Origin of the sequence: Halothece sp. PCC 7418 (assembly GCF_000317635.1) — a bacterium.
Lineage (GTDB): Bacteria > Cyanobacteriota > Cyanobacteriia > Cyanobacteriales > Rubidibacteraceae > Halothece.
The window spans coordinates 90,314-110,241 of record NC_019779.1; the positions used below are offsets into that span (position 1 = coordinate 90,314).

At 44.6% G+C, this 19,928-nt stretch carries 13 protein-coding genes; 7 read left to right on the plus strand and 6 right to left on the minus strand.

Annotated elements, in window-relative coordinates; translation table 11 throughout:
• Window positions 1-31 precede the first annotated feature (31 nt).
• The 3 genes from PCC7418_RS20695 to PCC7418_RS00400 all read left to right on the plus strand — a co-directional run bounded on the left by PCC7418_RS20695 (window position 32) and on the right by PCC7418_RS00400 (window position 11,260).
• Complete coding sequence (locus PCC7418_RS20695; protein ID WP_015224204.1) at window positions 32-7,651, plus strand: choice-of-anchor I family protein; 7,620 nt, start codon at window positions 32-34, stop codon at window positions 7,649-7,651.
• A gap of 174 nt (window positions 7,652-7,825) precedes the next feature.
• Window positions 7,826-10,408, plus strand: a complete 2,583-nt coding sequence (locus PCC7418_RS00395; RefSeq protein WP_015224205.1) for a choice-of-anchor L domain-containing protein — start codon at window positions 7,826-7,828, stop codon at window positions 10,406-10,408.
• A gap of 168 nt (window positions 10,409-10,576) precedes the next feature.
• The gene (locus PCC7418_RS00400; RefSeq protein ID WP_015224206.1) at window positions 10,577-11,260 is read left to right on the plus strand and encodes a TerC family protein; all 684 of its coding nucleotides are present in this window, start codon (window positions 10,577-10,579) and stop codon (window positions 11,258-11,260) included.
• Here the strand turns inward: PCC7418_RS00400 and PCC7418_RS00405 are convergent, their stop codons facing one another.
• Window positions 11,261-12,124: an EamA family transporter gene (locus PCC7418_RS00405; protein ID WP_015224207.1), complete on the minus strand. Its 864-nt coding sequence runs from the start codon at window positions 12,122-12,124 to the stop codon at window positions 11,261-11,263.
• A gap of 173 nt (window positions 12,125-12,297) precedes the next feature.
• On the opposite strand from PCC7418_RS00405, the gene PCC7418_RS00410 reads away from it, so the two are divergent.
• Window positions 12,298-13,410 carry a TRAP transporter substrate-binding protein gene (locus tag PCC7418_RS00410; RefSeq protein ID WP_015224208.1) on the plus strand — a complete coding sequence of 371 codons (1,113 nt, stop codon included), beginning with the start codon at window positions 12,298-12,300 and terminating at the stop codon, window positions 13,408-13,410.
• Here the strand turns inward: PCC7418_RS00410 and PCC7418_RS00415 are convergent.
• The 3 genes from PCC7418_RS00415 to PCC7418_RS00425 are packed head-to-tail and all read right to left on the minus strand — an operon-like array spanning window position 13,407 to window position 15,622.
• Complete coding sequence (locus tag PCC7418_RS00415) at window positions 13,407-14,063, minus strand: SDR family oxidoreductase (protein ID WP_015224209.1); 657 nt, start codon at window positions 14,061-14,063, stop codon at window positions 13,407-13,409. The two genes, PCC7418_RS00410 and PCC7418_RS00415, sit on opposite strands and share 4 nt — an antisense overlap.
• Before the next feature lie 17 nt (window positions 14,064-14,080).
• Window positions 14,081-14,854, minus strand: a complete 774-nt coding sequence (gloB, locus tag PCC7418_RS00420; protein WP_015224210.1) for a hydroxyacylglutathione hydrolase — start codon at window positions 14,852-14,854, stop codon at window positions 14,081-14,083.
• An 18-nt stretch (window positions 14,855-14,872) separates the two neighbouring features.
• Window positions 14,873-15,622 carry a response regulator transcription factor gene (locus PCC7418_RS00425; protein WP_041596095.1) on the minus strand — a complete coding sequence of 250 codons (750 nt, stop codon included), beginning with the start codon at window positions 15,620-15,622 and terminating at the stop codon, window positions 14,873-14,875.
• A gap of 204 nt (window positions 15,623-15,826) precedes the next feature.
• On the opposite strand from PCC7418_RS00425, the gene PCC7418_RS00430 reads away from it, so the two are divergent.
• Entirely contained in the window at window positions 15,827-16,858 is a 1,032-nt protein-coding gene (locus tag PCC7418_RS00430; protein ID WP_015224212.1) for a YheT family hydrolase, read from the plus strand.
• Here the strand turns inward: PCC7418_RS00430 and PCC7418_RS00435 are convergent.
• Both PCC7418_RS00435 and PCC7418_RS00440 read right to left on the minus strand, forming a co-directional pair.
• Window positions 16,855-17,574, minus strand: a complete 720-nt coding sequence (locus tag PCC7418_RS00435) for a glycerophosphodiester phosphodiesterase family protein (RefSeq protein ID WP_015224213.1) — start codon at window positions 17,572-17,574, stop codon at window positions 16,855-16,857. The two genes, PCC7418_RS00430 and PCC7418_RS00435, sit on opposite strands and share 4 nt — an antisense overlap.
• A 104-nt stretch (window positions 17,575-17,678) precedes the next feature.
• Entirely contained in the window at window positions 17,679-18,191 is a 513-nt protein-coding gene (locus PCC7418_RS00440) for a hypothetical protein (RefSeq protein WP_015224214.1), read from the minus strand.
• A gap of 88 nt (window positions 18,192-18,279) precedes the next feature.
• On the opposite strand from PCC7418_RS00440, the gene PCC7418_RS00445 reads away from it, so the two are divergent.
• Together PCC7418_RS00445 and PCC7418_RS20385 are read left to right on the plus strand one after the other, a co-directional pair.
• Window positions 18,280-19,374, plus strand: coding sequence for a glycosyltransferase family 4 protein (locus PCC7418_RS00445; protein ID WP_015224215.1), 1,095 nt, complete (start codon window positions 18,280-18,282; stop codon window positions 19,372-19,374).
• 273 nt (window positions 19,375-19,647) lie between these two features.
• Window positions 19,648-19,821, plus strand: coding sequence for a hypothetical protein (locus tag PCC7418_RS20385; RefSeq protein WP_015224216.1), 174 nt, complete (start codon window positions 19,648-19,650; stop codon window positions 19,819-19,821).
• The last annotated feature ends 107 nt before the right edge of the window (window positions 19,822-19,928 follow it).

Below are 19,928 nucleotides of genomic sequence, written 5' to 3' on the forward strand. Positions count from 1 at the left end.
AGGAAAATCCCAACAACTGGATCATATTCTCGTGAGTGACTCCCTAGTCGAATCCGTAGCATTTGACATTGTTCATACGAATCGCGAATTGACCATAACAACAAGTGACCATGAACCGTTACTTGCAAATTTTAATTTTACTGGAGACGATGATATGGCGATTAACTTGAATCCCATTGGAACATTTACAACAGGCGTTTTTGATGAAGGCGCAGCAGAAATTGTCGCCTACGAGGCTGGAACACAAAGCCTCTTTGTTATTAATTCCGATGCAACAACCGTTGACATCCTTGATCTGAGTGACCCCACCAATCCCACTCGCATCGATCAGATTGATGCGACTCAGTTTGGCGATGGTGCAAATAGTGTTGCTGTTAACAATGGAGTTATTGCGGTTGCGATTGAGGGCGAAACCGTAGATAGCAACGGACAAGTGCTTCTCTTTAATACAAGTGGTGGTGAACCTGCTCTGGTCGAAGTTGGCGTTTTACCCGATATGGTCACTTTTACCCCAGATGGCACTAAAGTTTTAGTCGCCAATGAAGGAGAACCCAATGATGACTATACCGTTGATCCAGAAGGCTCTGTCAGTATTATTGATTTAGAAGCAGGTACAGTGTCTAATGCTGACTTTACTGCTTTCAACGACCAAAAAGAAGCCTTAATCAATCGGGGTGTACGTATCTTTGGCCCTAATGCCACTGTTGCTCAGGATTTAGAACCTGAATATATTACGGTTACGCCAGACAGCACAACGGCGTATGTCTCCCTACAGGAAAATAATGCCCTTGCCGTTGTTGATCTTGAAACCGCAACCGTTCAAGACATTTTACCGTTAGGGTTCAAAGACCATAGTCGAGGCTTACCCACTTTAGAACAATTTGAAATTAGTGATACTGTCCTAGAAGCCAATTCCCTACTCCTTGGCAATAGTGATGATCCTTCTGGTGTTCCCCTTGGTGGGCTGTCTGGCTTATTCTTTGAAGGCGTTGACGAAGACGGTAACTTAGAATTTATCACTCATCCCGATCGCGGTCCTGACCTCGGAAGCGAAGACTTAGATGGCGACGGCGAAAATGATGTTCGAGTCTTTGCACTTCCTGATTTCCAACCGAGTCTCAATCGCTTTGAATTAAACCCTGAAACTGGCGAGATTACCTTCACCGAAACCATTGGTTTAACACGCCAAGATGGAACCCCCCTTACCGGTCTGCCCAACTTAGAAGGGGATGATAGTGGTCGTCAAGGACAAGATGCAGAAGGAAATCTGCTTGACTTTGATCCCTTTGGGGCAGATATGGAAGGTGTGGTTGTCAACCCTGCCGATGGCACATTCTGGACAGTCGATGAATATCGTCCTTCCATTTACCACTTTGACACCGATGGCACGTTAATTGATCGTTTTGTTCCTGCTGGAACCGATCCCAATCCTGATGATGATGTCACTTTTGGCAGCGAAACCCTACCTGAAGACTACCTCAGCGCTCGCGACAATCGTGGCTTTGAAGCCGTTTCCTTAGATACAGAAGAAGGCATTCTCTACGCCTTTATCCAAACCCCACTGGGAACTGATGGGACTGGGGAATTTAACCGTGATGTCTCTGATAATTCCCAAGTGATTCGGATGTTGGGGATTGATCCTGCTACTGGTAACCCTGTTGCTGAATACGTTTATTTGCTGGAAAAACCTGCTTTCAGCGAAGGCAATATCGATAAAATTGGTGCAGCTACTTTTGCTGGCGATGGTAAATTCTTCGTGGTTGAGCGCGACTCGGGTACTGAACCCACCAGCAACAAAGTTGTTTACGAAATCAACCTCTCTGGTGCAACTAACCTCTTAGCCGAAGATGCACCTAGCCTTCCTGAAGGAACAACCTTAGAACAACTCAATGCTGATGAACTAGCAGATCAAGGGATTCAAGCTGTCAGCAAAACCGAAGTCACCAACCTTCCTTCTTTGGGCTATCTCCCCAGTGATAAACCGGAAGGAATTGCCCTCCTTGATGATGGGTCTCTCGCGGTTTTAAACGATAACGACTTTGAACCCGAAACCAAAGATACCAGCCTTGGTATTATTTCCTTCAATCAAAGTAACCAGATTGATGCCAGCGATGAAGATGGCATTAACTTCCAAAATATTCCTTCCTTCGGAATGCTTCAGCCTGATGCTATTGACAGCTTTGCCGTCGATGGACAAAACTACATCATCACTGCTAACGAAGGGGATGCTCGGGATTACGATACTTTCAGCGAAGAAGTCGGTCTCGATGACTTATTAGAAAATGGGTTACTCGATCTCAACGATGATGATAACCCTGATACAGAAACTGATGTTGCTTCCACTGGGGAAACCATTGCTGAACTGTTAGCAGAAGATCGTCTGGGCGAACTCGACTTCACGAATGCCACTGGGGATATTGATGGCGATGGCTTAATTGAACAACTCTATAACTACGGTGGTCGTTCCTTCTCTATCCTTGACCAGTTCGGGAACTTAGTCTTTGATAGCGGTGATCAGTTTGAGAAAATTATCGCGGATCAGATCGAACAAGGCATCTTACCGGAAATTGCCTTCAACAATGACAATGATGAGAACGAGTTTGACGCTCGCAGTGATGCCAAAGGACCCGAACCCGAAGCCATTGTTACAGGCATGGTTGATGATACCCCCTATGCTTTCATTGGCTTAGAACGGATTGGTGGCGTTATGGTTTACGAGCTATCGAATCCCAGTGAGCCAGAATTTATTCAGTACATTAATAATCGCAACTTTGTTGATGAGAATGGTGAACCGATTTCGGTGCAACTGGAAGATGAAAGTCTTAATCCTGCCGTGGGCGATTTAGGACCCGAAGGCTTTGACTTTATTCCTGCCGAAGACAGTCCTAACGATCAACCCTTGCTTGCGGTTGGAAACGAAGTCAGTGGTTCAACTACGATTTATAGCGTGGCGGATATGGTAGAAGAACCTGAACCCATTGAAGCCCCTGAACCGACTAATGAACTAGAACTTTCTGTTGCTGGCAGATTTGAAACGGGTGTCTTTGATGAAGGGGCAGCAGAAATTGTTGCTTATGATGCAGGAAGCGAACGCTTGTTTGTCATTAACTCCGACGCAGTAACCGTTGACATTCTCAATCTAAGTGACCCCGGTAACCCTGTTGCAAACCCAATGACAGAAGCACAACAGGTTGAAGATGTACCCGATGGTTCAGCCACAGGTGATTATATCTTTACTATCAGTGAAGACAACACGCTCGCTGTACGAGGTACTTTTAGCGGTCTCTCCAGTCCATTATTCCAAGTGGGTCCAGAAGAAGATGCAGAAGGAAATCCTCAAAGTGCTATTCATATCCATACAGGAGTTGCTGGTGAAAATGGACCAATTCTGCGTAATTTAACTGTGGATACCTTTGATGACGGTCTCTCAGGAGTCTTCAGTGGTGAATTCAATCTTACAGAAGAAGAAGCAGAATTGGCACGTACAGAAGGATTGTATGTTAATCTCCACACGGAAAACTTCAACAGTGGTGAGATTCGAGGTCAATTCGTTCAACCGTCGATTGATGCTACTAGCTTTGGCGATGGTGCAAACAGTGTTGCGGTTAATGATGGCATTGTTGCCGTTGCCATTGAAGCCGAGGAGATTGATGCTAATGGACAAGTGGTGTTCTTTGATACTGAAGGCAATGTAATCAACAGCGTCGAAGTAGGTATTTTACCGGATATGGTCACTTTCAGCCCCGATGGCAATACAGTTTTAGTGGCGAATGAAGGTGAACCCAGCGATGATTACAGCATTGATCCGGAAGGTTCTGTAAGCATCATCGATATTTCTGATAGTGTGGAAAATGCCACAGTTACTAATGCTGGCTTTACTGACTTTAATGACCAACAAGCAGCGTTAGAGGAAAGCGGTGTGCGAATCTTTGGACCGGATGCAACCGTTGCTCAAGACTTAGAACCAGAGTACATTACAGTAAATGCTGAGAGTACCACTGCTTATGTCTCTCTGCAAGAAAACAATGCTTTTGCCGTTGTTGACTTGAATGCTGGTGAAGTTACCGATATCTTACCGCTTGGGTTTAAAGACCATAGCCTCCCTGAAAATGAACTGGATGCTAGCGATGAAGATAGCATTAACTTCCAGACCATTCCTTCCCTTGGAATGCTTCAGCCTGACTCTATTGCCAGCTTTGAAGTTGATGGTGAAAGCTACATTGTGACTGCCAATGAAGGGGATGCTCGGGATTACGACACTTTCAGTGAAGAAGTCGGTCTCGATGACTTATTAGAAAATGAGTTATTGGATCTCAACGATGACGATACCCCCGACGTGGAAACTGATGTTGCTTCCACTGGCGAAACCATTGCGGAACTGTTAGCCGAAGATCGTCTGGGCGAACTCGACTTTACCAGTGCTACTGGGGATACCGATGGCGATGGCTTAATTGAACAACTCTATAACTACGGTGGTCGTTCCTTCTCTGTCTTTGATGAATCGGGTAACTTGATCTTTGATAGCGGCGATGATTTCGAGAAGATTATTGCCGATCAAATTCAGCAAGGGATCTTACCCGAAATTGCTTTCAATAACGATAATGATGTCAATGAGTTTGATGCTCGCAGTGATGCCAAAGGACCGGAACCAGAAGCGATCGCGACAGGCGTTATTGAGGGAACTCCTTATGCTTTCATTGGTTTAGAACGCATCGGTGGCATCATGGTCTATAACCTGTCTGACCCCACGTCCCCTGAGTTCGTTGAGTACATCAATAATCGCAACTTTGTTGATGACAATGGCGATCCGATTTCAGTACAACTTGAGGATGAAAGTCTCAATCCCGCAGCAGGGGATTTAGGACCCGAAGGCTTTGACTTTATTTCTGCTGAAGAAAGCCCCAATGGTCAACCCTTACTCGCTGTCGGAAACGAAATCAGTGGTTCAACCACAATTTACAACATTGATGTCGCTCAGCAAGAAACCTTTACTTTAGAACTACTCCATGCTGCCGATCAGGAGGGTGCAGCCCCAGCAGTGAGTGATGCTCCGAATTTCTCGGCTGTCCTCAATGCGTTGAGAGAGCAAGACTTGGGGAATGATGGCTTAGAAGATAATACATTAACCCTTTCTTCTGGTGATGCCTTTATTGGTGGAGTCTTCTTTGAAGCATCGGAAGCAGTTTATGGGGCCAACGGTATTGGTGACATCCAAATTCAGAATGAACTCGGCTTTAGCGCGATCGCGCTCGGAAACCATGAATTTGATTTTGGCACAGAAACCTTAGCCAGCTTAATTGACGGCTCAGCAGGGGAAGATCCAGAAAACCCAGACAGTGGTACGATCCTTGGTTCAGACTTTACTGGAGCAAACTTCCCTTACCTCGCGACTAATCTTGACTTCTCCACTGATGAAAACTTATCACCATTAGAAGTTGAAGGTGGTCAGCCCCCACAACCGAATACCGTAACCTCCTCGACCCTCATTGATGTCAATGGTGAAAACATTGGTGTCCTCGGTGCAACAACACCAAATCTTGCTGCTCTCTCCTCTCCCGGTAATGTCGGGATCTCACCGAGTCCGTTTAACACTAACCCAACCGATGCCCAACTTGATGCACTAGCCAGTGAAATTCAGTCGGAAGTGGATCTGTTACTGGCTGATAACCCCGATCTGAATAAAGTTGTTCTGCTGGCTCATATGCAGCAACTCAGCATTGAGGAAGCACTGGCTGAGCGCTTAGAAAATGTTGATATCATTGTCGGTGGCGGTTCTAATACTCGTCTCTTTGATGAAAATGACCGTCCTCGTGAAGGGGACAGTGTCCAAGGGGAGTATCCTAAATTCATCACCAATGCTGGCGGTACTTCAACAGCAGTCGTCAACACAGATGGCAGCTATAAATATGTGGGTCGCTTAGTTCTCGATTTTGATGCCGAAGGTAATATTATCCCAGAAAGCTACGATGCCAATGTATCTGGTGCTTATGCCACAGATGACCAAGGTGTAGCCGATCTCAATGCAGGTGATTTAGTTGATCCAGAAGTTCAACAAATTGCCGATGAAATTGAAGCACAAATTATTGAAACTGAATCGAATCTCTTTGGTCTTTCTGATGTGTTCCTCAATGGAAATCGCTCTGGTGGTCCTTTAGATGGCGTTCGGACTCAAGAAACAAACCTTGGTAATCTCACGGCTGATGCTAACTTAGCAGAAGCGCAAGAAACTGACCCCACAGTTGTTGCTTCCATTAAAAATGGGGGTGGTATCCGCGCCTCCATTGGAGAAACATTGGTTCCCCCTGGCGGAAATGAAGCAGTTCGGATCCCGAACGAAGAAATTGTCATTGATGGGGAGCTTGTTAAGCCAGAAGGAGGAATTAGCCAAACCGACATTGTAACGACCTTAGCATTCAATAATGGCTTGACCTTGCTCACACTGACCAAGGAAGAACTGGTTGATGTCCTTGAACACGGTGTCAGCGCACTTCCCGAAGTAGCGGGTCAGTTCCCGCAAATTGCCGGTGTTGAGTTCTCCTACGATCCAGAACTACCTTCTGGTGACCGAATTCAAGAGGCAAGTATTGTCGATGAAAGCGGTAATTCTATTGCTGAGCTAGTTGACAATGGCGAGATTGTTGGCGATGCAACGGAAGAATTCCGAATTGTAACGCTTGGTTTCTTGGCTGAACCTCGGTTTGACGACGAGGGGAACTTTATTAGTGGTGGCGATGGTTATCCTTTCCCGAATACCAACACTGATCCAGAAGTCGGTGCAGTGGGTAATTCAGAAGTGATTGAGCGGGTTAACCTTGTCCAACTCACTCAGGAAGGCGTTCAGACTGGCGAGGCAACATTTGCTGATGATGGCACTGAACAAGATGCTCTGGCTGAGTATCTTGCGGAAAACTTCCCTGCTGATGATGATCCCAATACGCCTGTCTTCTCTCAAGAGGATACTCCTGTCAGTGAAGATACTCGCATTGTTAATCTTTCGCTGCAAGAGCCTGAACCTGAACCTGAACCTGAACCCGAAGAACTCAGCTTTGGCGGTTTAGAAGCCGATACCCTAGAAGCCACTGTTGATTTTGCTGGCGAGAACAGTTTGGTCTTTGCAGGTGAAGGAGACGATGCTATCTTTGCTGCTGAAGGCAGTGGGGGTAACCGCATCTACGCCGGTGCTGGTGATGATGAAATTGTTGCGGGTACAGACGATCGCGTCTTTGGTGGTGCAGGAAACGATATCCTAGAGGCAACAGTTGGTTCGGGCAACCGTCTTTCTGGTGGTGTCGGTGATGACGATTTCTTTGCTGGTAGCAACAACCGTTTAGTCGGGGGTGACGGCAGCGATCGCGCGTTCTTTGTCGAAGGGGGCAATAACACCGTAACTGGTGGCGCAGATGCGGATCAATTCTGGTTAGCCAATGGTGATTTACCTGAAAGTGCAAACATCATTACCGACTTCTCCGCCGGTGAGGATGTCTTGGGAATTGCTGGTGTTGATTTAGAGTTTAGCGATCTCGTCATTGGAAGCAGTGAAAACAACACTGTCATTGCAACTTCTGATCAAGACTTAGCCATCTTATTAGGAGTCCAAGCTGACACAATCAGTGAAGACAACTTTGTTTTTGAAACTGGAACAGTGAGCTAGGCTGATTAGTCGATCTGAGGAGGAGGAACGCCCCTCCTTCTCCTAACCAACACTTGGCATCATGAATGACTAAATCTTTGGAATTAATTAAGGTGGCAGTTGATAAAAAAAACTTTGCCACCTTTTTATGTTTAAATGATGCTAGATTCGCTGATATTTTATGAGGTAATCAAAATGGAAGACGAAATGCCAATTTTTAGTCCTTTTAATCCAGAAACGGATGACCCAATCACTCTAGTTGAGGCAATTCTAGAAGAGGGATCAAGCCTCACAATTGACCCTGATAGTATTTCCTATAGCGGTGGGTTTATTACTGAACCACAAACATCCTTCTATGATGGCAGTCTGGAACTCAATATTGATTCTGGTATCTTGCTCACATCGGGGGATGCGACACCTCCCACTGAAAATACAGAAAGCGGATATACTGTCAACCAAGAGGGCAATACTGATGAAGATCTTCAAGCTGTTGCCGATAGTGCATTTGAAAGTGCTGGAACGGTTCAGGATGCTAACATCCTAGAATTTTCATTTACGGTTGATGATCCTGATGTTACTTCAGTAACGTTTGATCTACTCTTTGGCTCTGATGAATTTCCTGAATTTTCTGATTCCTCATTTGTTGATGTTGCTGCTGTTTTTGTCAATGGGGAAAATCAAGCACTCTTTAACAATGATGAGAACCAACCCCTCAGTATTATTAATGAAAATCTAGCTCTGGGTAATTTCATTGATAATGACAGTGGTGGTCTGCTGCCAGAAAATTTTGGCGGTGAAACCCGTACTTTGCCCATTGAATACGATGGTGTTAGCTCTGCATTAACCATTTTTGCTCCTGTTAATCAAGGAGAAAATACTGTAAAAATTGGTGTTGGTGATACTGGTGACCAAGCGCTGGATTCTGGTTTATTTGTTGCTAACTTTGGCACCAGCACCATTGGTGATGGCGGTGGTAGCGGTGTCCTCATTGATATTTTAGGCACAGCAGAAGATGATGAGCTCACCGGTACAGGCGGTAATGATTTCATCCAAGGCTTTGAAGGAAACGATATAGTCGATCCAGGGGCTGGCAACGATGTCATTGATCTCGGACCTGATAATGATACCTTGATTGGCGGTAATGGCGATAACAACGCTGATGGCGGTGAAGGAGAGGATACTGGAAGCTATAGCGGTTCCTTTGCTGAAACTAATGTTGAAATTATTGATGAGAATACGGTTCAAGTTGGAGAGAACACAGACACTCTAACTAACTTTGAGTTCTTAGAATTTGATGACCAAACCGTAGAAATTGCTAGCTTACAAGATGATTCCGAACCCGAACCCACACCAGAAGGGGTGGAACTCTTTGCTGAAGCTGATGATGAGGTATTAGACGGATCAGCAGGAGATGATCTCCTAGAAGCAGTTGGTTTTAGTGGGAATACACTGAATGGATTCGCAGGGGTTGATGAACTCATTGCAGGAACGAATGGTACTCTCAATGGCGGAGAGGGTGATGATATCTTAGAAGCCACTCCTAGCGGTGGCGGAAATGTCCTCAACGGTGAAGCTGGAGATGATGATTTATTCGGTGGCAATGTTCCTGATAATCCTGATACGTTAAATGGTGGCGATGGTAACGACCGTCTATTTGCTGGGTTAGCGGGTAATACCCTCAGTGGCGGGGCTGGTAGCGATCAGTTCTGGATCGCGCAAGCGGAACTTCCCCAATCTTCGATCTTGATTACTGATTTTGCTCAAGGAACAGATGTTATCGGTATTGATGGTTTAGGTGATATTGTTGCCACCTTTGAGGATTTAAATATTCAGCAAACGGATAATACAATTATCTCTGTTACTGCTGAGGGAGAAGAGATTCCCCTCGCTGTTTTAGAGGACTTTACTGATTCGTTAACGGCAGATGATTTTGCCTTAGATGGTGTTGTCCCTGAACCTCCTGAATTACCTACTGTTGAACTTTCTGTTGACCCCACCAGTGGTAGTGAAGCTGAAGAAACTGTCTTTACTCTCACCGCTACTGCTTCGGAAGCTGTCAGTGAGGAACAAACGGTTGATTTAACCCTTGGTGGCGATGTGGATGCAGACGATTTTGCAGGTGAGATTCCCACCGCGATCAGTATTGCTGAGGGGGAAACCAGTGGCTCAGTGAGCTTAACGGTCAATGATGATACAGTCCAAGAAGGAGAGGAAACTGCCACCTTTACCATTTCTAATCCCAGTGAGGGCTTGAGTCTGGGAGATGTGGTCGCGGTAGAGAGCGCGATCGCGGATAATGACGACGATCCGACTCCTGCTGGTGATGAAATCTTCCGATTCTTTAATACGGTAACAGGAGGACACTTCTACACAGCCAGTGCAGAGGAGCGAGATTTTGTTAACAATAATCTACCTGACTATGAATTTGAAGGAACTGCTTTCTTAGCAGCCCAAGAAGACGACGAGAATGCAACGCCAGTCTTCCGCTTTTATAATCCTGCTGAAGGAGAACACTTCTATACAGCCAGTGAAGAAGAGAAAGAGTTTGTTGAAGATAATCTTTCTCAATTCGTGTCGGAAGGGACTGCTTTCTTCGCTTATGAAGAGTCTTTATCTGAAACAGTTCCCGTTTTCCGTTTCTTTGATGCAGAAGGGGGTGGACACTTCTATACCTCCTTTACCGATGAAAGCAACTTTATCCAAGAAAATTTACCTGACTATGACTTTGAAGGCACTGCTTTCTTTGCCAATCCAGTCAGCGAAGCAGAAGTGGTTTAATTGCATTTGCTCAAACCGCTTAATTGTGAGCCTTTTGTCTCAAACAAATTAACATAAAGCACAAAGCCCAATTTTCCTCCCTCAGTCGAGGGGGGATTTTTTTGACGCGGGTAAAGGTTAAAATTGGAAAGAAGAATAATTTCTGCTTCCGTGCAACTCTAGTTGTGAATGATTGACCAAATTTTAGATTTTTCCCCGAATGTTGGGGTTGAAACCCCCATCTTATTAGTTGTTTTAGTGGCGCTGGAGGCAGTTTTATCCGCAGATAATGCCATTGCCTTAGCAGCGATCGCGCAAGGATTAGAAGGACATAAATTACAACGGCAAGCCCTCAATTTCGGCTTAGTGGCAGCGTACATTTTACGGATGACCCTGATTTTTACGGCCACTTGGGTGATCCAGTTTTGGCAGTTTGAACTCCTTGGGGCTGCTTATCTCCTGTGGCTTGTCTTCAGCTATTTCACCTCAGATGAAGAAGACAACAGTCATCACCACCATGGTCCAAAGTTTAAGTCCTTTTGGCAAGCAATTCCGATGATTGCCTTAACTGATTTAGCTTTTTCCTTGGATAGTGTGACCACCGCGATCGCGATTTCAGAAAAAACTTGGCTCATTATTACAGGGGGAACCATTGGTGTGATTACGTTGCGCTTCCTTGCTGGATTATTTATCCGTTGGTTAGACGAATATGTCCATCTGGAAGATGCGGGTTACATCACAGTGGGGTTTGTCGGTTTACGACTGTTGCTGCGTGTGGTTGCTCCCAGTTTTGTTCCTCCGCAATGGTTGTTAATTGCTGCTGTCGCGATCGTCTTTGTTTGGGGATTTTCGGAAAAGAAACCCCAGAAATAGTCAACCTAAAGTAATTAATAAAACACCCACTACCATTACGGTTGCACCAGCAGCCCGCTCCCGCAAGCCTTTTTCCTTAAAAATCAAATGTCCCCAAAACACACTCAGCAAGGCACTCATCCGTTTAATCGAAATGACGTGAGCCACAAGCGTTAAACTAATGGCTTGCATCTGACAAAGTACCACTAAACCTTGTAGAAAACCGATGGGAACTAGGGTGGGTAAGTGACGAACCACCTGCTGAAGACTATTTCGAGATTTATACAACATAATGGGCAACATTCCTGCAGCAATGTAACTATAGTTGGCAATTGCCCAAAATGTTGGTGAAGAATTTCGTACTCCCACTTTATCAACCGTTGAACTTAAACTCCAAATAAACGCAACCAATAACATCAGTTGTGACCCTTTTTCTTTTAGTAAGGATTGAAAGGGAGCAAAATAACTTTTCTGCTTTTGTTTTAAGTTGAGAACATAAGAACCAGTAACAATAAAAATAATGCCAACAGCGTCGATCGCGCTCGGTTTTTCTCCCACAATCAGAGGAGATGTAATCAATAAAAATAAAGGAGTAAACGTCACTAAAGGCACAGCTAAAGACAAATCAGCGAGTTTTAACGCTCGAATATAAAGCAGCATCGAAACCACATTAAAACTTCCCCCAGCCACAAGAGCAAAGATAAAGTTATCTCCCAGTTCTGGCACTTCAATAATTGCTAATAAAGGAAGCATTAAAGGGAGGGTGAAAAAGATCATCGACCAAGCAACAACATATTCATCTAATCGCTTTAAACCCTGTTTACTCGCCACATCTTTTGCCGATTCAAAAAACGCTGTTGACACTGCAAAAATAATCCAAATCATTTTTTATTATTTGTTCTTTGTTCTTTGTTCAGTGATTCGTCTGGCTGTGGGGTTTTGAAAATTGTAATCAAACAGAAAAAATAATCTGAAATATTTTAACCGCTCTAGACTTGACAAATGCCCCTTAATCTTGTCAAATTCCAAAAAACAACAAATGAGGAAAGACAAAGCCAATGAAACGGAGACAATTGATTAAAAATAGCGCGATCGCGCTGGGAAGTACCAGTGCCCTTGCTGCTTGTTCTCAAGCCACCAATTCTTCTTCTAATACTGACACTAGCACTCTACCCCAAGTGCGTTGGCGGATGGCAACCAGTTGGCCCAATTCTCTCGATACCATTTATGGAGGCGCAACGAGGCTTGCTGACCGTGTTTCGGCAATGACTAACGGACGTTTTACGATTGAACCCTATGCTGCTGGAGAAATTGTCCCCGCCCTACAAGTGTTAGATACCGTGCAAGCGGGAACAGTGGAATGTGGTCATAGTGCCAGTTACTATTACATCGGCAAAAATCCCGCCCTTGCCTTTGGCACAACCGTCCCCTTTGGTTTAACCGCCCAACAACAAAATGCCTGGCTTTATCATGGCGGTGGCTTAGAAGCCATGCAAAAACTCTATGCTGATTTTAATGTCATTAACTTCCCGGCGGGGAATACTGGGGCGCAAATGGGGGGTTGGTTTAACAAAGAAATCAAGACAGCGAGTGACCTCAATGGCTTAAAAATGCGTATTCCTGGTTTAGGAGGAAAAGTAATGTCTCGCTTAGGGGTCAATGTGCAAGTGATTGGCGGTGGCGAAATTTTCTTAGCCCTAGAAAGAGGAGTGATTGATGCTGCGGAATTTGTTGGCCCCTATGATGACGAAAAGTTAGGCTTACAAAAAGCAGCCCCTTTCTATTATTATCCAGGTTGGTGGGAGCCTGGAGCAATGCTAGAAGTGCAAGTCAATCGCTCAGCTTGGGATCAATTACCGAAAGAATACCAAGAAATCTTTAAAACCGCAGCGATGGAATCGAATCTGAATATGCTAGCGAAATATGATGCACTCAATGGGGCAGCGTTACAAAGACTGATCCAAGGCGGAACGAAATTAAGAACCTATTCCCCAGAAATTATGCAAGCAGCGCAAAAGGCAGCATTTGAACTGTATGAAGAGAACGCCAGCCAAGATGCTACCTTTAAGGAAGTTTATGAGCAATGGAAGCAGTTTCGAGACCAAGTTTCCCAGTGGAATCAAGTGAATGAGCTTAGTTTTGCCCGTTTCATTAACGAAAGTTCAGGTTAAACTTGGGCGAATAATTCCTCCCAACTGCGGGGGGATTCTTCTGGTTGAGCAACAATTTCCACAATTTTATTTTTCGCTTCTGGTTGACTCAACGCAGCAACACACACTTGCGCCACCTTCTGACGGGGAATACTCCCTTCAAATAAAGTATCCGCTTGAGACATCACCACTGCATCGGGGTTGTCTTCATTTCTCAAGCCCCCGGGACGGACAATTGTATAAGTTAAGCCACTTTGCTGTAACTCTGCTTCTGCTTGCTTTTTCCAATACAAAACCAGCCAAAACAAGTTTAAGGGATGGAAAAAGCGGGAGACACAGAGAGAAGACACCATGACAAACTGTTCAATATTACTCTCTTTTGCCAGTTGAATCAGATTTTTTGTTCCTTGATAATCCACTTGGTAAGGACCAGTGGGATCAAGACTAGGACGCGCCCCCGTTGCGGAGAGAACAACGGTACAATCGGTAATAGCACTTTGTAAGCTATCTGGTTTCAAGACATCCCCCAAAACCAACTCTGCTTCTGGCGGTAAAATTTCTTTTGCCACTTCCAAATTTCTCACTAACGCCCGCACGGGAATATTCGAGCGCACCAACTCCTGAACAATTCGTCGTCCCGTTTCTCCCGTTGCCCCCGCCACAAATGCTTTCATTGGTTATCACTCCTTACTTAAAATTGATCTTTCATCCCACGCAGTCGCCCAAACGTCTGCACTGGATCTTGAGTTTGCGCGATCGTTTGTAAATTTTTATCATCCCAACGCAGAAAGGGATTTGTTTCTTTTTCTTGTTCTAAGAGTGAAGGAACAGTTGCTTTTCCTTCCCGACGGGCTTGTTGTACTTCCTGATAACGCCTTTGCACGACAGGATTATTCGGTTCAATGCTAATGGCAAACTTATAATTTTTCAGGGTGTATTCGTGGGCGCACCACAATCGCGTTTGATCAGGAAGCTGCTTTAACTTACTTAACGAGTCCACCATTTGACGCGGTGTGCCTTCAAATAAACGCCCACAACCGCCAACGAACATGGTGTCACCAGCAAACAGTTCACCGACAGCTTCCCCCTCAGCAGGGGGGAAATAGTAGGCAATATGACCACTGGTGTGTCCAGGGACAAACAACACTTCCCCTGAACGTCCGCCAAACGTTACCGTATCTCCTTCTTTTAAAAACATTTCTTGATGAGGAATACGCCCTTCATCATCTGCACTACCATAGACCACGGCTTGAGGATAGTGTTTTTTGAGTTCGCGATTGCCACCAACATGATCAAAATGGTGATGGGTATTAAAAATGGCAACTAACTCGGCATTTAGTTCTTGCAGACAGTTCAAAACCGGTTTTGCCTCAGCAGGATCAACCGTAGCTGCAATGTTTTGCTTCGGATCATAAAGGACAAAAATATAATTGTCCGACAGAGCCGGTAAACGTTTTACTTCCATGGTTTCCTCCCAATGAGGTTACGTCTGTTCTTCTAAGGCTGCTGAGTTTTCAGTTCCTGATGCTCCTTCACTGGGTAACTCTAAACAGTACCCAGCCCCATAAACCGTTTTGATGTACATGGGATGACGGGGTTCTGGTTCCAGTTTAGTGCGGAGATGGCGAATATGCACCCGAATGGTTTCAATATCATCATCGGGATCATAACCCCACACCTCCTTCAGGATTTCACTGGGAGATACCGTTTGTCCATGGCGTTGCAATAAGCAGTGCAGGAGTTCAAACTCTAAATGGGTCAGCTTCACGGTTTGACCAAACCAGATCGCCTCGAACCGTTCGGGAACAAGGGTCAGGGGGCCGTAATTGAGAATTTCGCTGTGTTTTGCTGCTTTGGGAATACGATCAGTGCGACGGAGAAGGGCGCGGACTCGCGCTAACATTTCTTCCACTTCAAAGGGTTTGGTGAGATAGTCATCTGCACCAGCATTAAACCCTTCTACTTTGTCTTGAGTTTGACCCAAAGCCGTCAACATCAAGATCGGAATGTCAGCAGTGCGATCATCACGCCGTAAGCGTTGGCATACAGTGAGACCATCGACGCGAGGTAGCATCAGGTCAAGCATGATTAAATCGGGTTGCAGTTGTACTGCGAGGGCTTGACCCTTAATACCATCATTTGCAGGTTCTACGGTGTAGCCTGCCATTTCAAGATTAATCGTAACTAATTCCGAAATGGCGGGATCATCATCAATAACAAGGATTCGAGGCATCATTATGATAGCGTTAGCTATACTTTTGTTTAGGGTTTGACAAGATGTGTAAAGGAAAAATTAAGATTTACCTACCGATTATAGAAGTTTTGTTGCAATCCTTTTTTCTTGATAAAGATTTTTTGAAGAAGTGATAAGGCTAATTATAACTATCTTCAACAAGTCTTAAGAATTATAACGAATAATAGGTCTTTATTACCAGTGATGACAACTTCCTTTACATCTTATACTCCACCTCGGTATCTCCGTAACGGGATTGTGCAGACCATTGCTACAACTTATTGGTACGGGAAAACGTGGGAAATCTGGAAAGAACAGGTGGGATGGTTACCCAGTTCTTCTTCTCTACCGTGGGAAGAAAAAGTTTTTCTGGGGGCGGAGGATGTCCCTTTGTGGGGAAAATGGGCTTGTCCACCGAATGCAGATGGCACGATTATTATTAACTACGGGATCACAGGCAATACGGAACAATCGTGGTACGCTTATTTAACGGCTCATAAAGCCTATACTCAGGGATGGGCGGTTTTACTGTACGATTGGCGCGGTCATGGGAAAAGTGCGGAACTCTCCCCAGTCCCAATGTCAGATGGTTGGTGGGAAGGATTAGATCAAGTTCGACTAGCGGAACAGTTAGTGACACTGGGTTGTCCAGAAAAAGTCGTTTTGATTGGGTTTTCTTTGGGAGGACAAGTGGCTTTATGGGGCTTGAAAGCAGCCCAAGAGAATCGTTCTTTCATTCAAGCAGCAGCAACCTTAACCCCTAATCTAGAATCAAATTGGACGCTCGATTATTTAGTCAGTTATCCCTTTGGGCGTATCGTCGAAAACAAGTTTGCTCGGGAGTTAAGAGAGGAAGCGCGAAAAAAAGCAGCCCAGTTTCCAGAATCGGTTGATCCCCGTGTGGTTGATCGCATTGATTCGATTCGCAGTTTTGATCGGGAAATTGTGATTAATTACTATGGATTTGCTAGTGATACGGAATACTATGATTCCACCGCAGGGTTGTATTTACTGGATCAGCTACAGCTTCCTTATCTGATTGTTTATGCAGCCGATGATCCCATTTTTGAGCCTAGGATTATTCCTGAAATGAAGAGGAGAGTAGAAGATAATTCTTATGGTCATCTTTTATTAACCAATCATGGCGGTCACGTTTCCCATATTAGTCAAAACAATGGCGTTGAAGATCAGTTTTGGGGGATTAATCGCTTACTGGAGTTTCTTAATCAGATTTAACGACTTTCTTGCAAGAGTGTATTGCTAATCATTTTATTGAGGTTAAAATCAGCAAGTTTTTCTGCAACGGCGATTTCATCCACAGTCCAAGGGATAATTTCAATAGGGTCTTGGCGTAAGCAAGTTGATGTTACATAAGGAGATGTTAAAACTAAAGAAAAGTGAGGCAAAATTGCTGCATGATTCAGGTTAAGTGTCGCCAAATAATCTTCTGTATATTGGCTGGGATCAGCAATTCCATAACCGATCGCGCATTCTGGAAATTGTTCTCGAAGGCTGGTTATAAATTTATGATCAAAAGAAATAATCGTGCAGCGATCGCGCCACGTTTCCAACAGTGTAATTAAATGATTAGCTCCCTGAAACGACCAAGTTTGCGGATATTTCAATTCAATATATAAATGAACATTACTAGAAGCAAAAAGCTCTAACACCTCACTTAAAGTGGGGATCGTCTCTTGAGAAAAACGAGGATCAAACCAACTCCCTGCGTCTAGTGATTGTAATTCTTTAACAGTTTTTGTTGCAACATTTCCTTGACCATTTGTTGTGCGATCCACAGTTGCATCATGAATCACAACAGGAACCCCATCTCTAGATAAATGAACATCAAATTCAACCCCAATAATCGGTTGTTCTAAAGCGCTTTGAAAACTGGCAAGGGTATTTTCGGGCGCGATCGCGCTATACCCCCGATGGGCAATTAGATTAGTCATTAGTCATTAGTCATTAGTCATTTATTAAGTGGGTAGTGGGTAGTTTTTTTCTTCTTTACTATCCACTATCCACTATCCACTGTTAACTATCCACTGGTCACTGGTCACTGGGAAAAAGGTTCGGGAAAAGTGTCAGCATTGATGCACTCTTCCATCGCGATCGCGGGATCGATAGCTTGTTCAGTGGTATTGGTTAACCCCACCACACATTCCGAGTAACGAAGAGGGAGAATACTACGCCGACAATTTTCGACAATAATTCCTGGGTCATCCGCTTCGAGAAATTGGTTGATATCAACGACGCAACTGGCTAAATCAAGGGGGCGGCGATCGCGATAGCAGTTATATAATCCTTCCTCGGCGGGAATTCCTACTTCTTGATTCATACTTAACACACATAAAGATAAATCTTTGGGACGAATGGCATCTGCACAAGCAGCAGAGGCTTCTTCAGCAGATAAGCCCGCTTCTTGTAACTCTTCTCCACAAATTTTAAACTCATCGCCGATGGCAGCTTGCAGAGGGCGGGTCGGAGTTAGCATAAAGAAAAGCCCTGCTTGGAGAGCAGCGATCGCGCTGAGGCGAGTTGTCCAACGTAATAAATTTAAGGGTTTCATCTTGTATCAGTTAGGAATAAAATGTGTTTCTTGCAAGTAAGATCGCTCAAGTGTAAGCAAACACCCTTATTTTCCCTGAAAAAAACTGATGACACAACCATCTCAACCCCTCTCTCTCCTTTTTCTCTCCACTCCCGTTGGTGCACTAGGCACGGGTGAAGGGGGAGGGGTAGAATTAACCATTAAAAATCTCGCCCAAGATCTCTTACACAGCCAACATCATGTCAAGATTGTTGCCCCCACTGGCTCTTATTTTGAAAATCTCCCCATTGAAACCATTGCGGGAAACTTACAAATCCCCGCCCAAGGAGAAGGAAGAGACGCGCCGATCCAACTTCCTGAAAATTCTGTTTTAGCCAATCTGTGCGACTATGCACGAGAAGTTCAATCCGACTATGACTTAATTGTCAACTTTGCCTTTGACTGGCTTCCCTTTTACCTAACTCCCTTTTTCCAAACCCCGATCGCGCATTTTATTAGTATGGGGTCTATGAGTGATGCGCTCGATGAAATCATGACCCAAACCATCACTCGTTTTCCCGAAACTTTTGGTGTTTACACCCGCACCCAAGCGGAAACGTTTCCGTTTAGCGAGGCTTGTCGCTGTTTGAGTAGTGGTTTAGATTTATCTCTCTATGAATTTAGTCCTAAAAGCAATGATTCTCTGGTCTGGTTGGGTCGCATTGCACCAGAAAAAGGCTTAGAAGATGCCGTCGCAGCCGTGCAACAATTAGATATTCCTCTCAAGATTTTCGGCTGGATGCAAGATGAAGCCTATTGGCAGGAGATTTGCAAGCAGTATCCTAACGCTCCCATTGAGTATGGCGGGTTTTTATCCACAACAGAATTACAAAAAGCAATCCGTGAGTGTCGAGGCTTATTGATGACTCCCCGTTGGGTGGAAGCCTTTGGTAATGTTGCTATTGAGGCTTTAGCTTGTGGTATTCCTGTTATTTCTTATCGTCGGGGGGGCCCAGCAGAAATTGTTCGCGATGGCAAAACAGGATTTTTAGTCGAACCTGATCGTGTAGAAGGGTTGGTGCAAGCTATTGATCGTCTTGATGAAATTGATCGCCTTGCGTGTCGTCAACAAGCAGAGGAGGAATATTCTTTATCTGCCTTGCGCGATCGTTTTTTGGCTTGGTTTTACGACATTTTGCAGCGCGATCAGGTTGAGCCGTAAGGTTGCGAGTTGGATATTTATCGTGATATCCTTACAATGGTATTGTTGACTATAATCAAATTAGCGGACTGGACATCCCAGACCGAGTGGGAAACTCGAATTGCCTTCTTGAAATTTATATTAGATTTTACGATGAAATTTGTATTAGATTTATGGGTTGTTCGAGAAAAAGAACCTCGTTACTGTAAATACTAGTGAGATTGAAAGAAATCGCCTACTGCTCTAGGAAGTAGTTTTGATTACCCTTTCCTAAATTAATATACTCATCAAACCATGCTAACCTTGACTCGTAACAACACAACCCAAGATTTAAAGGAAATTCAAGCTCGCATTGCAGCCCTAGTGCGAGGTATTCAAACTCAGCCCGACAATGCTGCAGACTATGCTGAAGCCTTAGAGGTGCAATTGTTATTGCTCAACGAAGTTATTGAAAACTTACAGAGGTAGCCGCACGCGCCCAGGGCAATTAGACGTGGGATATAAGGCCCAGAGCGAAGGTGAGGATTCGTTGAAGGCTACTCTTCGAGAAGTCGCTTCGCGCCTACGATAGCCTG

Bases quoted from the DNA above. Each gene is read 5' to 3' on its own strand.
- PCC7418_RS00405 (WP_015224207.1), bottom strand. From the start codon at position 12,124: ATGATTTGGATTATTTTTGCAGTGTCAACAGCGTTTTTTGAATCGGCA.
- PCC7418_RS00440 (WP_015224214.1), bottom strand. From the start codon at position 18,191: ATGAAACCCTTAAATTTATTACGTTGGACAACTCGCCTCAGCGCGATC.
- PCC7418_RS00395 (WP_015224205.1), top strand. From the start codon at position 7,826: ATGGAAGACGAAATGCCAATTTTTAGTCCTTTTAATCCAGAAACGGAT.
- PCC7418_RS00400 (WP_015224206.1), top strand. From the start codon at position 10,577: ATGATTGACCAAATTTTAGATTTTTCCCCGAATGTTGGGGTTGAAACC.
- PCC7418_RS00410 (WP_015224208.1), top strand. From the start codon at position 12,298: ATGAAACGGAGACAATTGATTAAAAATAGCGCGATCGCGCTGGGAAGT.
- PCC7418_RS20385 (WP_015224216.1), top strand. From the start codon at position 19,648: ATGCTAACCTTGACTCGTAACAACACAACCCAAGATTTAAAGGAAATT.
- PCC7418_RS00430 (WP_015224212.1), top strand. From the start codon at position 15,827: ATGACAACTTCCTTTACATCTTATACTCCACCTCGGTATCTCCGTAAC.
- PCC7418_RS00425 (WP_041596095.1), bottom strand. From the start codon at position 15,622: ATGCCTCGAATCCTTGTTATTGATGATGATCCCGCCATTTCGGAATTA.
- PCC7418_RS00435 (WP_015224213.1), bottom strand. From the start codon at position 17,574: ATGACTAATCTAATTGCCCATCGGGGGTATAGCGCGATCGCGCCCGAA.
- PCC7418_RS00415 (WP_015224209.1), bottom strand. From the start codon at position 14,063: ATGAAAGCATTTGTGGCGGGGGCAACGGGAGAAACGGGACGACGAATT.
- gloB (WP_015224210.1), bottom strand. From the start codon at position 14,854: ATGGAAGTAAAACGTTTACCGGCTCTGTCGGACAATTATATTTTTGTC.
- PCC7418_RS00445 (WP_015224215.1), top strand. From the start codon at position 18,280: ATGACACAACCATCTCAACCCCTCTCTCTCCTTTTTCTCTCCACTCCC.